Below are 14,026 nucleotides of genomic sequence, written 5' to 3'. Positions count from 1 at the left end.
GGCTCACGCAAAATAGAAGAAACCATAAAAACCATAGGTGCCTTAAAAACTCTGGTTTTAATATGCCTGCCCTCACATAAAGTGTGTATTTAGCCCACTACGCTGTAAGCACAAAATAACGAAGGGGCTTAATTATGAGCACAACTGACGATTCATTCTCTGTACCCGGAAAGTCGCGAACGCTTGATAAAACATCACTGAAAGATAAGTGGTGGCACATTATGGATAGCTGGAAAGTCGGGATTATTCCCCTGCCGCTGTTTCTTTTGGCGGGGGCATTAATTGCCGTCGACTGTCTCGGCGGTAAACTGCCGAGCGATATCGTGGTGATGGTCGCCACGCTGGCCTTTTTTGGCTTCGCCTGCGGTGAGTTTGGCAAGCGGCTGCCGATTGTTGGCAAGCTGGGCGCGGCGGCGATTTGCGCCACCTTTATCCCCTCGGCGATGGTCTATTACGGCCTGCTGCCGGATGTGGTGGTTGAGTCCACCACCAAGTTCTACAAATCGACCAACATTCTCTATCTCTACATCTGCTGCATTATTGTTGGCAGCATTATGAGCATGAATCGCACCACGCTGATTCAGGGCTTTTTGCGTATCTTCTTCCCGATGCTGTGCGGTGAAATCGTCGGCATGCTGGTCGGCATGGGCGTTGGCATGGCGCTCGGCATGGAGCCGTTCCAGATCTTCTTCTTTATCATTCTGCCGATCATGGCGGGCGGCGTGGGCGAAGGCGCGATCCCGCTGTCAATTGGTTACGCCACGCTGCTGCATATGGATCAGGGCGTTGCGCTGGGCCGCGTGCTGCCGATGGTGATGCTCGGCGGGCTGACGGCGATCATTATCTCCGGCTGCCTGAACCAGCTTGGTAAACGCTTCCCGCACCTCACTGGCGAAGGCCAGCTGATGCCGAACCGCAGTAACGGCGACGAACCGGCCTCTGCCACTCCGGCCTTCTCCGGTAAAACCGATGTCACGACCATTGCCGCAGGCGCGCTGCTGGCGGTGCTGCTCTATATGATCGGTATGCTCGGTCACAAACTGATTGGCCTGCCTGCCCCGGTTGGCATGCTGTTTGTCGCGGTGCTGATTAAGCTTGCCCACGGCGTCTCGCCGCGCCTGCTGGAAGGCTCGCAGGTGGTCTACAAATTCTTCCAGACCTCAGTCACCTACCCGATCCTCTTCGCCGTTGGCGTGGCCATTACGCCGTGGGAAGAGCTGGTTCACGCTTTCACCATCAATAACCTGCTGGTGATTGTCAGCACCGTCTCCGCGCTGGTCGCGACCGGCTTCTTCGTCGGTAAAAAGATCGGCATGCACCCGATTGATGTGGCCATCGTCTCCTGCTGCCAGAGCGGGCAGGGCGGCACCGGCGACGTCGCCATTCTTACCGCAGGTAACCGTATGAGCCTGATGCCGTTCGCACAGATCGCTACCCGTATCGGTGGGGCAATTAACGTCTCCATCTCGCTGCTGGTGCTCGGCAACTTCCTCGTCTGATTCAGGAATTACAGGAACTGATATGAAACTCGCAAGCTTTGTTCACCAGGGTATCCGCAGCTACGGCATCGTCAGCGCGGAAGGCGTCGTCAACCTCGGCCAGCGCCTGGGCGACCGCTACGCCGATTTGAAAGCGTTGCTCGCCGCCGACGATGGGCTGGCGCAGGCCGCGCGCTACAGCGAAGAAGCCGCCGATCTGCGTTTTGATGAGATCGCCTTTCTGCCGGTGATTGATAACCCAGGCAAAATCCTCTGTGTCGGGATGAACTACGCCGAAAAACGCAAAGAGTTCGACCAGCACAACCCGGCGCCGACGCTGTTTGTCCGCTTCGCCGATTCGCAAACCGGTCATAACGCGCCGGTGGTGAAACCGCGCCACTCCAGCGAGTTCGACTATGAAGGCGAACTGGCGGTGATTATCGGTAAAGGTGGGGAGAATATTGCCCGCGAAACGGCCTTAAGCCATGTGGCGGGTTATAGCTGCTATATGGATGGCTCGGCGCGAGACTGGCAGCACAGCTGGTTTACCGCCGGCAAAAACTGGCGGCAGACCGGGGCATTTGGCCCATGGATGACCACCGCCGATGAGATCCCGGACCCGCACACGCTCGCCATCCGCACCTGGCTCAATGGCCGCATGGTGCAGGATGACACCACCGCCAGCATGATCCACAAAGTCGCTGAGCTTATCGAATACATCAGTACCTTCACCAGCCTGACGCCGGGCGATGTGATCATCACCGGTTCACCGGGCGGCGTCGGGAAAAAACGCACGCCACCGCTGTTTATGAAGGCGGGCGATCGCATCGAAGTGGAGATCGAGAAGATCGGGCATCTCAGCAATGTGATCGTGGAAGCGCCGGAGCAGGCGCTGGCAGCAGCGCACTAAGGACGAAGGCCAACAGATGCACACACGACCCTCCATCGACTTCCGCATTGCGGAAGTCAACGGTAACACGCCCCGGCTTGAGCGCATCCGCTCGCTATTAGCCGACAGCGGATTAGGCATGGACAGCGACATCACGACCTTCGTTGAAGCCTGGTCGGGAGAGCAACTGGTGGGGTGTGCAGGCCTTGCCGCGAACGTCATCAAATGCGTGGCGGTCGATGCGCAGCTTCGCGGCGAAAACCTCAGCGCCCGGCTGCTGGCGGAAGTGGAGAACCTGGCGCTGGCGCGCGGCCACTTCCATCTCTTTCTCTGCACGCGCCCCTGCAACCGGGAGCGCTTTCAGCACAGCGGTTTTTCGCCCATCGTGCAGAGCGGCAATAACGCGGTGCTGATGGAGAACACGCCGTCGGGCATTGAGCGCTACTGCCGCTCGCTGCAGGCAAAGCGGCTGGCGGGTAAGCGCATTGGCGCCATCGTGATGAACGCCAACCCCTTTACCCTTGGCCACCGCCATCTGGTGGAGCAGGCGGCAAAAGCCTGCGATGCCCTGCATCTGTTTGTGGTGCGGGAAGATGCCTCGTTTTTCCCCTTCGCCGCGCGGCTGAAGATGGTGAAAGCGGGCGTAGCGCACCTGGCGAATGTCACGGTGCATGAGGGCTCGCAATACATCATCTCCCGCGCCACATTTCCGGCCTACTTCCTGAAAGAGACCGGCAAAGTGCAGCAGGCGTGGAGCGAAATCGACCTGCTGATCTTTCGCAATCACATTGCCCCGGCGCTCGGCATTACCCACCGCTTTATTGGCAGCGAACCCTTTTGCGCGGTGACCCGCCAGTACAACAACACCATGCACCAGATGCTGGCGGGCGCGGTTGAGGTGGTGGAGATCCCACGCATTAAAGCCGCAGGCACGGCGATTTCGGCGTCCGAAGTGCGCCGTTTATTAAAAACACACCAGTTTTCCCGCATTCGGGAAATCGTACCAGATACCACTTTCGCGCACCTTGAAGCCCATTACAGCGTGGAAGTCGCTTAAAAATCAGGACTGATAACTATGAAAATTGTACGGGAGGCGCTGGCGGGAACCCTCGAATCCAGCGACCTGATGGTGAAAATCGCCCCTACCGACGGTGAACTGGAGGTGGTGGTGCGCAGCGAAGTGATCAAGCAGTTTGGCGATCAGATCCGCCGCGTGGTGAATGAGACACTGCGCGCGATGGAGATCCGCCAGGGCTTAATCATTATTGAAGATAAAGGCGCGCTGGATTGCGTGATCCGCGCCCGTCTGCAAAGCGCCGTGTTGCGCGCCGCAGAAGAGAAGGAGATCGCGTGGGGGAGATTGCTGTGAAAAAACTTCGTCGTAGCATGCTGTTTCTGCCGGGCGCTAACGCCGCCATGCTCTCCACCGCCTTTATCTACCGCCCCGATTCAATCATGTTTGACCTCGAAGATGCGGTGGCGCTGCGCGAGAAGGACACCGCGCGCCTGCTGGTCTTTCATGCTCTGCAACATCCGATGTATCAGGATATTGAAACCGTGGTACGCATCAACCCGCTGAATACCCCGTTTGGCCTGCCGGATCTCGAAGCGGTAGTGCGCGCGGGCGTTGATGTGGTGCGCCTGCCGAAAACCGACAGCCCGGAGGATATCTACGAACTCGAACGCCACCTGGAACGCATCGAGCTTGCCTGCGGGCGGGAAGTGGGATCAACCCGCGTGATGGCGGCGATTGAGTCGGCGATTGGCGTCATTAACGCCGTGGCAATTGCCCGCAGCTCGCAGCGGCTGATCGGCATTGCGCTGGCGGCCTTCGATTACGTGATGGATATGCAGACCGAGCGCGGTGACGGCACGGAGCTCTTTTATGCCCGTTGCGCGGTGCTACACGCTGCCCGCGCTGCCGGTATCGACGCTTTCGATGTGGTGTGGTCAGACGTCAATGATGAAGCCGGGTTCCTGCGCGAAGTGGAGCTGGTGCGCAAGATGGGCTTTAACGGCAAATCGCTGATTAACCCGCGCCAGATTGACCTGTTGCATAACGCCTATGCGCCGACGCAGCAGGAGGTCGATCACGCCAAAGTCGTGATTGAAGCGGCAGAGGAGGGGGAGCGTAACGGCCTTGGCGTCGTCTCCCTGAACGGCAAAATGATCGACGCCCCCATTATTAACCATGCGCAGATGGTGCTGGAACGCGCGGCGGCGTCCGGCGTGCGTCGTTAAGGAGAAAACCATGAACCACCAAACTGAGCTGCTTCACGTCAACTTTCCCCATCTGCGTGAATTAAAACCCTTTGATACCGCCCACAGCGCCACACCGTGGCTGGCGGATGATGACGCCAGGCTAAACCGTAAACTCTGCGCCTCACTCGAAGAGGCAATTACGCGCAGCGGCCTGCGCGATGGTATGACCATCTCTTTCCACCACGCCTTTCGCGAAGGCGACCGGGTGATCAACACCGTGGTGGCAACCCTTGCGCGCCTCGGCTTCAAAAAACTGACGCTCGCCTCCAGTTCGCTGATGACCTGTAACGATGAGCTGATTGAGCATATTCAGAGCGGCGTGATCCGCAAAATTTACACCTCCGGCATGCGCGGCAAGCTGGCGGATGCCATCTCCCACGGGCTGATGGCAGAGCCGGTGCAGATCCACTCTCACGGCGGGCGGGTAAAACTGTTGCAGGATGGCGAGCTGAAGATCGATGTCGCCTTTCTCGGCGTGCCGTGCAGCGATGCCTTCGGTAACGCCAACGGTACGCAGGGGAAATCCTGCTGCGGCTCGCTCGGCTACGCGATGGTTGACGCCGAATTTGCCGATAAAGTGGTGCTGCTGACCGAAGAAGTGGTGCCCTTTCCCAATATGCCCGCCAGTCTGAGCCAGGATCGGGTGGATCTGATTGTCCAGGTGGAGAGCGTGGGCGATCCGGCGAAAATCAGCGTCGGCGCCGCGCGTGTCACCAGCAATCCACGAGAGTTGATGATCGCCCGCTATGCGGCGGATGTGATTGAGCACTCCGGCTACTTCCGCGACGGCTTCTCGATGCAGACCGGCTCCGGCGCGGCATCGACGGCGGCGACCCGCTTTATGGCTGAAAAGATGGCGCGCCACGGCGTCAAAGCCCGTTTTGCCCTCGGCGGCATTACCGGCAGCCTGGTCGAACTGCATGAGAAGGGGCTGATTGAGAAGCTGCTCGATACCCAGTGCTTTGATGGCGAAGCGGCGGCTTCGCTGCGCCGTAATCCCAACCATGTGGAGATCTCGACCAACGTTTACGCCAATCCCGGCGGTAAAGCGGCAAGCTGCGACCAGCTGGATGTGGTGATCCTCAGCGCGCTGGAGATCGATATCGACTTTAACGTTAACGTTATTACCGGTTCGGACGGCGTAATGCGCGGTGCCTCCGGCGGCCACTGCGATGTGGCAGCGGCGGCAAATCTGACCATTGTGGTTGCCCCACTGCTGCGCAGCCGCATTCCGACCGTGGTGAAGCGCGTGACCACCCGCCTGACGCCGGGGGAGAGCATTGATGTGCTGGTCACCGACCACGGTATTGCGGTCAACCCGGCGCGCCCGGAAGTCCGCCAACGTTTAGTGGCGGCAGGGCTGAAAGTTGTCGATATCGAGGCGCTCTATCAGCGGGCGATTTCCCTTACCGGCGAGCCAAAACCGATCGCCTTTACCGACCGGATTGTCGGGGTGATCCGCTATCGCGACGGCAGCATGATTGACGTTGTGCGCCAGGTAAAAGAGGAGGCGTTATGACTACCATGACTCGCGAGCGTACCGGTGTCAGCCTTGAGGCGTTGCTGGCGGCGAAAGAGAACCGCGCCGCGCGGCAGGCTGACTGGCTTCGCCACTATCAACAACCGATTATCTCCCTGACGCTTGTCACCCCGGGCGCGGTGAAAGATACGATGCGCTATCGCAACACCATGGGCGTGGCGTTACAGGCCTGCGACCAGATGCTGTGGCAGCACGGCTGGCAGACGCTTGACCGCCAGGTGCTGTGGCTGCAGACCGGCGCGGAAGCGATGTGGTGCGTGGCCCATCCGGCGGCGGAAATCAAAGCGCAGTGCATTGAGCTGGAGCAGACCCATCCGCTCGGCAGGCTGTGGGATTTTGATATCTTCTGCCCGCAGAACGGCCAGGTGGGCCGCCATTCGCTGGATCGCACCACCCGCCGCTGTCTGGTGTGCGATGAACCGGCGCACAACTGCGCCCGCTCCCGCCGTCATCCGCTGGATGAGGTAGTGAGCCGCGTTGAGGGGCTGATTAATGGCTGGTTTACCCGCGACTAAACCTGCCGTGGCGTTTGTGCCTGCGCTGGCGGCGCGGGCGCTGCGGCAGGAGCTGGATCTCACCCCGAAGCCGGGGCTGGTGGACAGGGCAAACAGCGGCGCGCACCGCGATATGGATTACGCGCTGTTTCTCGCCAGTATCGACGCCATTACGCCGTGGTTTGCCCGCTTCGAGCAGGCGGGTTTTGATCATGCCCATCAACCGGCGGCGGCGCAGTTACGGCTGATTCGACCGATGGGGATTGCCTGCGAGCAGGCGATGTTTGCCGCCACCCATGGGGTGAATACCCATAAAGGCGGCATCTTCTCACTCGGGTTGCTGTCGTTTGCCGCCGGGCGGCTGCGGGGGCTGGGTTGGCAACTGAGCGCGGATGCGCTTTGTCACGAGGTGAGCGCGATTTGCCGCGGGCTGGTGGCACGCGAGCTGGCCGGGCGGGCGCAGGCAATCACGGCTGGTGAAAAGCAGTTCCGCGACTATGGCCTGACCGGCGCGCGCGGCGAGGCGGAGCAGGGGTTCATCACCGTGCGCCGTGCGGTATTGCCCTTCTGGCAGCAGGAGCAGGGGGAGCGCCGTTTGCATAACGCGCTGCTCAGGCTGATGGCGGTTAACCGCGACAGCAATCTGGTGTCACGCGGTGGCCTGGCGGGGCTGCGTTATGTGCAGGATTATGCGCAGCAGCTATTAGCCACCGAATGGGAGAGGGATGATTTACGCCAGATGGATCAGGCGTTGATTGCGCGACATTTAAGCCCCGGCGGCAGCGCCGATCTGCTGGCAGTGGCGTATGTGCTGGCGATGATCCCGTAACTGAAGCTGTTACGTAGGCCGGATAAGGCAACGCCGCCATCCGGCAATGGGTGGAAGTTCCTGATGGCGGTGTTACGTAGGCCGGATAAGGCAACGCCGCCATCCGGCAATGGGTGGAAATGCCTGATGGCGGTGTTACGTAGGCCGGATAAGGCATCGCCGCCATCCGGCAATGGGTGGAAATGCCTGATGGCGCTACGCTTATCAGGCCTACGGACGTGCATCGATTATGTGTCAGCGCCGAAGAGGCTGCTTCGTAGGCCGGATAAGGCAACGCCGCCATCCGGCAATGGGTGCAAATGCCGGATGGCGCTGCGCTTATCCGGCCTACAAAATGAGACCCATAAAAAACCCGGCGCTCAGGCCGGGTTTTCTGTTTACGCTTTCTGCGTCACGCCAGATGGCTCGCGCACGTGTTTGTACTTAAACAGCATCACGAAGGCGACGGCCAGCACCAGCGAATAACCGGCGAAGATCAGCCACACGGTTTTCCAGTCGGTAAGACCGGCGGTGGTGTACATCTCCACCACTTTGCCGCTCACCATACCGCCGAGGATACAGCCGAAGCCGTTGGTCATCATCAGCAGCATGCCCTGCGCACTGGCGCGGATTTCCGGGCTAACCTCTTTCTCAACAAACACCGAGCCGGAGATGTTGAAGAAGTCGAAGGCGCAACCGTACACGATCATCGACAGCACCAGCAGCACGGTGCCGAACGGCGTTGGGTCGCCATAAGCGAACAGACCAAAGCGCAGCACCCAGGCGAGGATACTGATCATCATCACGTTCTTAATGCCGTAACGGCTCAGGAAGAACGGAATGGCGAGGATAAAGACGGTTTCCGAAATCTGCGAAATCGACATCATTACCGACGCGTGGGTAACGATAAAGCTATTAGCGAACAGCGGATTCGAGTCGAAGCTGTGCAGGAAGGTGTTGCCGAACATATTGGTGATCTGCAACTCCGCGCCCAGCAGCATGGAGAAGATAAAGAAGATCGCCATACGTTTGTTTTTATACAGCGCAAAGGCGTTCAGGCCGAGCATCTCCACCCAGGTCTGCTTCTGCTTGCTGTTAGCCACCGGAATGTGCGGCAGCGTCAGCGCAATCACGCTCAGCAGCAGCGACAGCGCGGCACCAATGTAGAGCTGCATATGGCTTAACTCAAAGCCGGAGAAGCTCACCGCCCACATGGCGAGGATAAAGCCGATGGTGCCCCAGATACGAATCGGCGGGAAATCGGTGACGATATCGTGCCCGGCAGATTTAAGACGGAAATAGGAGATGGAGTTCACCAGGCTCAGCGTCGGCATATAGGCCAGCGAGTTGAGCAGAATAATAGCAAACATCGCGCCCGGCGTGGTGACGCCTGCGGCGATAAACAGCGTGATGGCCCCGACCAGATGACAGAGGGCATATACCCATTTCGCGCTAAGCCACTTATCGGCGACGATGCCTAAAAGGGTTGGCATAAAGAGCGAGGCGATACCAAGGGAGCTGTAGACCGCGCCGACTTCCGCGCCCTGAAATTTCAGGGTCACGATCATGTAAGAGCCAAGTGTCGTCAGCCAACTGCCCCACAGGCAGAACTGCAGAAAGATGATCACTTTCAGCTGCAGCTTAAGATTCATGCTTTTTTCCTCGCAAAGGAGACGGTTGTCGTTGTAATGGGCAGATATACTGCGATTTGTGGCGGCACTTTATCACTTTGCGGCGGCGTTGTTTGTTACGTACGACAGAAAAATGCAATCTTCGTCTGATTGCATTCTTATTAAGTGATCTTGATCACGCTTTTACGCAACCGATTGCGAGGGCCAGAAGGCGGGCTTATGCCCTTTTACCTGCAAAGGTAAAAGGGCATAAACCACAAGGGGCGTTAATTACGACGGTAGGTTTTCTGCGCGGCGTTCACTTTGTAGAGATAGCGGCGTGACTCAGCAGAAGGGTGGCGCGTGGTAAGCGTTTCATACACATCGCCCGGCGACATGGTATTGATGATATTCGCCGCCTGCACTTTATCCGCCGAGAAGACGCGCAGCACGCTGCCCGCACCGCCGTTATAGGCAGTGATCACCGCATAGCGCCGTGAGGTCGGGTTGCTGATACCGCCAAGATAGACATTGTTCAGCATCGCCAGGTAAGCGGTGCCGGTATCAATATTGCTCTGCGGATCGAAGAGATAGCTGCGGTCCGGCGTACCGGATTTCCCCTGAGCGCGGAAGACATCTTTCCCGGCGCTGTGCTGCACCACCTGCATCAAACCGAGCGCGTCGGAGCGGCTCACCGCATAGGGGTTGAAGGAGGATTCCGTCTGCATAATCGCCAGAATCAGCGACTCCTCAACGCCATACTTATGCGACGCTTTGCGCACCATGCCCATATATTTATGCGCACGTTTATCGAGGTGGTTCGGCACCAGGTTAATGGTGATGCTGGAGATCACACGGATGCCGCTGGTGCGGGTTTTCAGCCGCGTTTGCAGCAGATAGTCGGCATATTTTTCCGCGCGCCACTGCCAGCGAATCGCTTCGCCGTTGTTATCCAGCACCTGACCATAGAGGAAAGGCTGTTTGGAGATGGTGATATCGTCGGTATCGGAGTAGAGATCGATAGAGCCGGGATCGTCGCCCATCAGCAGCGTTTTAACGATCGCCGCGCGCAGGTGCGCCGCCGGATCGGTCGCCGAGATGGTTTCGACAGTAATCGTCCCTTCATCAAAGTTGATGTGGCTTCGCGTCTGGTACTGATCGGTATACTTAACGTAATCCTTTGGGCCTGCGATCAGTACTTCGTTAAAGCCCCATAAATTCTCAATATTGTGGGCGAACTGGCCCATCAAAATGTCAAAACCGTTGGTGTCTTTGATCCAGGCTTCGTTGTAGTCTTCGCCGGATTTATTAGAGCTGGAACAAGAGATCAGCAACGGCGCGATCATCGCTAGCGCTAAAAATTTTTTCATCATTCCGGATGCAGTTGTGTTTGATTACAGCGCCTGAGACGCTCGCGAACCGGCAATGCCTTCCCTGGATTTATGGCACTGCCGGCGGGTTTAAACCACGACGCCTATTTTTTTTCTTGTGGCGTGTAGCCTTCAATGTGCACGTCTTTGCCTTCAAACAGGAAATTGACCATCTCCTCTTCCAGCAATTTGCGGTGCTCGACGTTCATCATGTTGAGTTTCTTCTCATTGATCAGCATCGTCTGCTTCTGCTGCCACTGCTTCCAGGCCTCTTTCGAGATCTCGTTATAAATGCGTTTACCCAGGTCGCCCGGATAGAGCTGGAAGTCTTGCCCTTCCGCTTCGCGTTGCAGGAAGGTACAAAAAATGGTTCTGCTCATAATCATTCCTCTTTTTGCGCGCCGCTAAGATGCCGCTTCGGCGCGTAATTGCTGTATCAGGCGTTCCACCGGAGCCGCCAGACCGACGGATGGCGGTTGCGCTAAGTTATACCAAAGACCTGCACCTTCATCCATGCACGCGGCAACGGAAGACACAGGAAGCCACATCGGCACAATATCGAGGTGGAAATGGCTAAAAGTGTGGCGAAACGCGACAAGTTGGCTGAGAGTATCTGCGCTAATCCCTTTTTGCGCCAGCCAGTCGCGCAGCGCTGCTTCATCACTAAACTGCGGGAAACAGAAGAGGCCGCCCCACAGCCCGCTCGGCGGGCGCTGTTCAAGGTAAACCGTGCCTTCATGCTCCATCAGCAGCAGATAACCGGTGCGCTCGGGCAGGATCTGCTTCGGTTTTTTACCCGGATAGCTGCTCCAGCTATGCGTGGCGTAAGCGATACAACCGCTTTGCAGCGGGCAGAGTTCGCACTTCGGTTTTGAGCGGGTGCAGACCATGGCACCAAGATCCATCATCGCCTGGTTAAAGCGCTCGACGCCTTTCGCCGGTGTTACCTGCTCGCTTATCTCCCACAGCCGTTTCTCCACCTCTTTTTTCCCCGGCCAGCCGGCCACCGCATAACAGCGGGCCAGCACGCGCTTAACGTTGCCATCGAGAATTGGAAAGTGTTTACCGAGGGATAAAGAGAGAATGGCACCCGCCGTCGAGCGGCCAACGCCTGGCAGCGCGGCAACTTCTTCGAAGGTTTCAGGAAAACGGCCATTGTGCAGCGTGGCGATCTGCTGCGCGGCTTTATGCAGATTGCGTGCGCGGGCGTAGTAACCGAGCCCGGTCCACAGATGCAGCACTTCATCCAGCGGCGCGTTGGCTAAATCACTCACCGTCGGGAAGCGCGCCATAAAGCGCTCAAAATAGGGGATCACCGTTGTGACCTGGGTTTGTTGCAACATCACTTCTGACAGCCATACTTTGTAGGGCGTCTTTTCAATTTGCCAGGGCAGGGTTTTCCGCCCAAATTTGTCGTACCAGTCCAGAACCTGGGCTGAGAATTGAGACGCTTGCATGGTCACCAGAATCGCTTTATCAGGGGCGAAGATTGCAGCACAGCGGCGTTGCACTGTAAACCGGAACTTTCCGGTGCTTGCATCATGCCATGAACTTTGGATAATGCCCGTTTCCTGAACACTCTCACGAGCAGAAAACTTTATGAATAACGACGTCATTTCACCGGAATTTGATGAAAATGGCCGCCCGCTGCGCCGCATTCGTAGCTTTGTCCGTCGCCAGGGGCGTCTGACGAAGGGTCAGCAGCATGCGCTGGACAATTACTGGCCGGTGATGGGCGTTGAGTTTACCGAACAGCCGCTCGATTTTACCGCCCTGTTTGGTCGCACCGCACCGGTGACGCTGGAGATCGGTTTTGGCATGGGTGCTTCGCTGGTCGAAATGGCGAAAACCCGCCCGGAGCAGGATTTCCTCGGCATTGAAGTACACTCGCCGGGCGTCGGTGCCTGCCTCTCTTCTGCGCACGAAGAGGGCGTCGAGAACCTGCGCGTAATGTGCCATGACGCGGTAGAAGTGCTGCACACGATGATTCCGGATAACTCCTTAAACATGGTGCAACTCTTTTTCCCGGACCCGTGGCACAAAGCGCGTCATAATAAGCGCCGCATTGTGCAGGTACCCTTTGCCGAGCTGGTGAAGAGCAAGCTCAAGCTGGGCGGCGTATTCCATATGGCGACCGACTGGGAAGCCTATGCAGAACATATGCTGGAGGTGATGAACTCCATCGACGGGTATAAGAACCTGTCGGCCAGCAACGACTATGTGCCGCGCCCGGAATCGCGCCCGGTAACGAAATTTGAACAGCGTGGCCATCGTCTTGGTCACGGTGTATGGGACTTAATGTTCGAGAGGGTGAAATAATGGCAAAGAACCGCAGCCGTCGCTTGCGTAAAAAAATGCATATCGACGAATTCCAGGAAGTGGGTTTCTCCGTCGCGTGGCGTTTCCCGGAAGGTACCACCGAAGAGCAGATCGACAGCACCGTTGATAACTTCATTAAGCAGGTGATTGCGCCGAATAAACTGGCGTTTGATGGCAGCGGCTATCTGGCGTGGGAAGGGTTAATCTGCCTGCAAGAGATTGGCAAATGCACCGAAGAGCATCAGGCCCTTGTGCGTAAGTGGCTGGAGGAGCAGAAGCTCGAAGCGGTACGCACCAGCGAACTTTTCGACGTCTGGTGGGACTAAACAAACATAAGGGCCAGCATCTGCTGGCCCATTTTGTCTCTACAGGAGTTAATAGAATGCGTAAAACGCTGCTGGCGGCAACGCTCACCCTTACAGCTTTCGCGGCGCAGGCAGATTATCAGTGCAGCGTCACGCCGCGCGACGATGTGATTATCAGCCCGCAAACCGTGCAGGTGAAGGGCGAAAACGGCAATCTGGTGATCACGCCAGAGGGCAATGTGATGTTTAACGGCAAACAGCCCTCCCTTAGCGCCGCACAGCGCGAGCAGGCGAAAGATTACCAGGCTGAGTTACGCAGCGCCCTGCCGTGGATCGACAACGGCGCGCTGACCCGCGTGGAGAAAAACCGCATTGCGCTGGATAAGATCATCGTCAAAGAGGTGGGGGAGAGCAGCAGCATGCGTAACCGCCTCACCAAACTCGACGCGCAGCTCAAAGAGCAGATGAATCGTATTATCGAGCATCGCAGCGACGGCCTGACGTTCCATTACAAGGCGATTGAACAGGTTCGCGCCGACGGTCAGCAGTTAGTCAACCAGGCGATGGGCGGCATTCTGCAGGACAGCATTAACGAAATGGGCGCGAAAGCGGTGATGAAGAGCGGCGGCAATCCGTTGCAGAATGTGCTCGGCAATCTCGGCGGCTTACAAACCTCTATCCAGAACGAATGGAAAAATCAGGAAGCTGACTTCCAGCAGTTTGGCAAAGATGTCTGCCAGCGCGTGGTTTCTCTCGAAGAGAGCCGCAAAGCGTTAACTTCCTCCCTGAAGTAACTCTGTACCATGGCCTTTTGTCATCGATGAAAGGCCTTATTCGTATTGAATATGTTGTTACGCTCTTTCCCTTATTTCTGACGATTAAATAACAAACTCGTATCTTTTATTTAATTGGTTTGTCAGGCTCTGCTGATTATTCTCCTTTATAAATTAT

At 57.3% G+C, this 14,026-nt stretch carries 15 protein-coding genes; 11 read left to right on the top strand and 4 right to left on the bottom strand.

Features of this window, described 5'->3' with window-relative positions:
* The first annotated feature begins 134 nt into the window (after positions 1–134).
* Genes ABIC80_RS14100 through citG form a run of 8 tightly spaced genes read left to right on the top strand, consistent with a single transcriptional unit; the run spans position 135 to position 7,492 of the window.
* Positions 135–1,499 (top strand): 2-hydroxycarboxylate transporter family protein, encoded by a 1,365-nt coding sequence (locus tag ABIC80_RS14100; RefSeq protein WP_023480841.1) that lies wholly within the window; start codon positions 135–137, stop codon positions 1,497–1,499.
* 22 nt (positions 1,500–1,521) lie between these two features.
* Positions 1,522–2,388 (top strand): fumarylacetoacetate hydrolase family protein, encoded by an 867-nt coding sequence (locus tag ABIC80_RS14095; protein WP_076769195.1) that lies wholly within the window; start codon positions 1,522–1,524, stop codon positions 2,386–2,388.
* A 16-nt stretch (positions 2,389–2,404) separates the two neighbouring features.
* Positions 2,405–3,424: a [citrate (pro-3S)-lyase] ligase gene (citC, locus tag ABIC80_RS14090; RefSeq protein WP_429177549.1), complete on the top strand. Its 1,020-nt coding sequence runs from the start codon at positions 2,405–2,407 to the stop codon at positions 3,422–3,424.
* Positions 3,425–3,442: 18 nt separating this feature from the next.
* Positions 3,443–3,736 (top strand): citrate lyase acyl carrier protein, encoded by a 294-nt coding sequence (citD, locus tag ABIC80_RS14085; RefSeq protein WP_305207521.1) that lies wholly within the window; start codon positions 3,443–3,445, stop codon positions 3,734–3,736.
* Positions 3,733–4,608, top strand: a complete 876-nt coding sequence (gene citE, locus ABIC80_RS14080; protein ID WP_023481022.1) for a citrate (pro-3S)-lyase subunit beta — start codon at positions 3,733–3,735, stop codon at positions 4,606–4,608. The genes citD and citE overlap by 4 nt, the downstream gene beginning before the upstream one ends.
* A gap of 10 nt (positions 4,609–4,618) precedes the next feature.
* The gene (gene citF, locus ABIC80_RS14075) at positions 4,619–6,148 is read left to right on the top strand and encodes a citrate lyase subunit alpha (RefSeq protein ID WP_429177547.1); all 1,530 of its coding nucleotides are present in this window, start codon (positions 4,619–4,621) and stop codon (positions 6,146–6,148) included.
* Positions 6,145–6,684, top strand: coding sequence for a citrate lyase holo-[acyl-carrier protein] synthase (gene citX, locus ABIC80_RS14070; RefSeq protein ID WP_429177545.1), 540 nt, complete (start codon positions 6,145–6,147; stop codon positions 6,682–6,684). Before citF ends, citX begins: the two co-directional genes overlap by 4 nt.
* The gene (gene citG / locus ABIC80_RS14065) at positions 6,662–7,492 is read left to right on the top strand and encodes a triphosphoribosyl-dephospho-CoA synthase CitG (RefSeq protein WP_429177543.1); all 831 of its coding nucleotides are present in this window, start codon (positions 6,662–6,664) and stop codon (positions 7,490–7,492) included. The genes citX and citG overlap by 23 nt, the downstream gene beginning before the upstream one ends.
* A gap of 377 nt (positions 7,493–7,869) precedes the next feature.
* Here the strand turns inward: citG and ABIC80_RS14060 are convergent, their stop codons facing one another.
* From ABIC80_RS14060 to mutY, 4 genes are all read right to left on the bottom strand, one after another.
* Positions 7,870–9,123 carry a nucleoside permease gene (locus ABIC80_RS14060; RefSeq protein WP_076769192.1) on the bottom strand — a complete coding sequence of 418 codons (1,254 nt, stop codon included), beginning with the start codon at positions 9,121–9,123 and terminating at the stop codon, positions 7,870–7,872.
* A gap of 245 nt (positions 9,124–9,368) precedes the next feature.
* Complete coding sequence (gene mltC, locus ABIC80_RS14055; protein ID WP_042713600.1) at positions 9,369–10,451, bottom strand: membrane-bound lytic murein transglycosylase MltC; 1,083 nt, start codon at positions 10,449–10,451, stop codon at positions 9,369–9,371.
* A gap of 104 nt (positions 10,452–10,555) precedes the next feature.
* A complete protein-coding gene (locus ABIC80_RS14050) occupies positions 10,556–10,831 on the bottom strand; it encodes an oxidative damage protection protein (RefSeq protein WP_020455176.1) in 276 nt (91 codons plus the stop codon).
* 24 nt (positions 10,832–10,855) lie between these two features.
* Positions 10,856–11,908, bottom strand: coding sequence for an A/G-specific adenine glycosylase (gene mutY / locus ABIC80_RS14045; RefSeq protein ID WP_429177541.1), 1,053 nt, complete (start codon positions 11,906–11,908; stop codon positions 10,856–10,858).
* Between the two features lie 142 nt (positions 11,909–12,050).
* On the opposite strand from mutY, the gene trmB reads away from it, so the two are divergent.
* The 3 genes from trmB to ABIC80_RS14030 are packed head-to-tail and all read left to right on the top strand — an operon-like array spanning position 12,051 to position 13,869.
* Positions 12,051–12,770, top strand: coding sequence for a tRNA (guanosine(46)-N7)-methyltransferase TrmB (gene trmB / locus ABIC80_RS14040; protein ID WP_200579621.1), 720 nt, complete (start codon positions 12,051–12,053; stop codon positions 12,768–12,770).
* Complete coding sequence (locus ABIC80_RS14035) at positions 12,770–13,096, top strand: YggL family protein (protein WP_023480838.1); 327 nt, start codon at positions 12,770–12,772, stop codon at positions 13,094–13,096. Before trmB ends, ABIC80_RS14035 begins: the two co-directional genes overlap by 1 nt.
* A 56-nt stretch (positions 13,097–13,152) precedes the next feature.
* Positions 13,153–13,869, top strand: a complete 717-nt coding sequence (locus tag ABIC80_RS14030) for a DUF2884 domain-containing protein (RefSeq protein ID WP_023480977.1) — start codon at positions 13,153–13,155, stop codon at positions 13,867–13,869.
* Positions 13,870–14,026: the final 157 nt, after the last annotated feature.

The sequence above is a fragment of the Kosakonia sp. 1610 genome (assembly GCF_050435845.1).
In the GTDB taxonomy this organism is placed as follows: Bacteria; Pseudomonadota; Gammaproteobacteria; order Enterobacterales; family Enterobacteriaceae; genus Kosakonia; species Kosakonia cowanii.
Note: the sequence above shows the minus strand (reverse complement) of the source record. Positions and strands in the feature narration are given on the sequence as shown.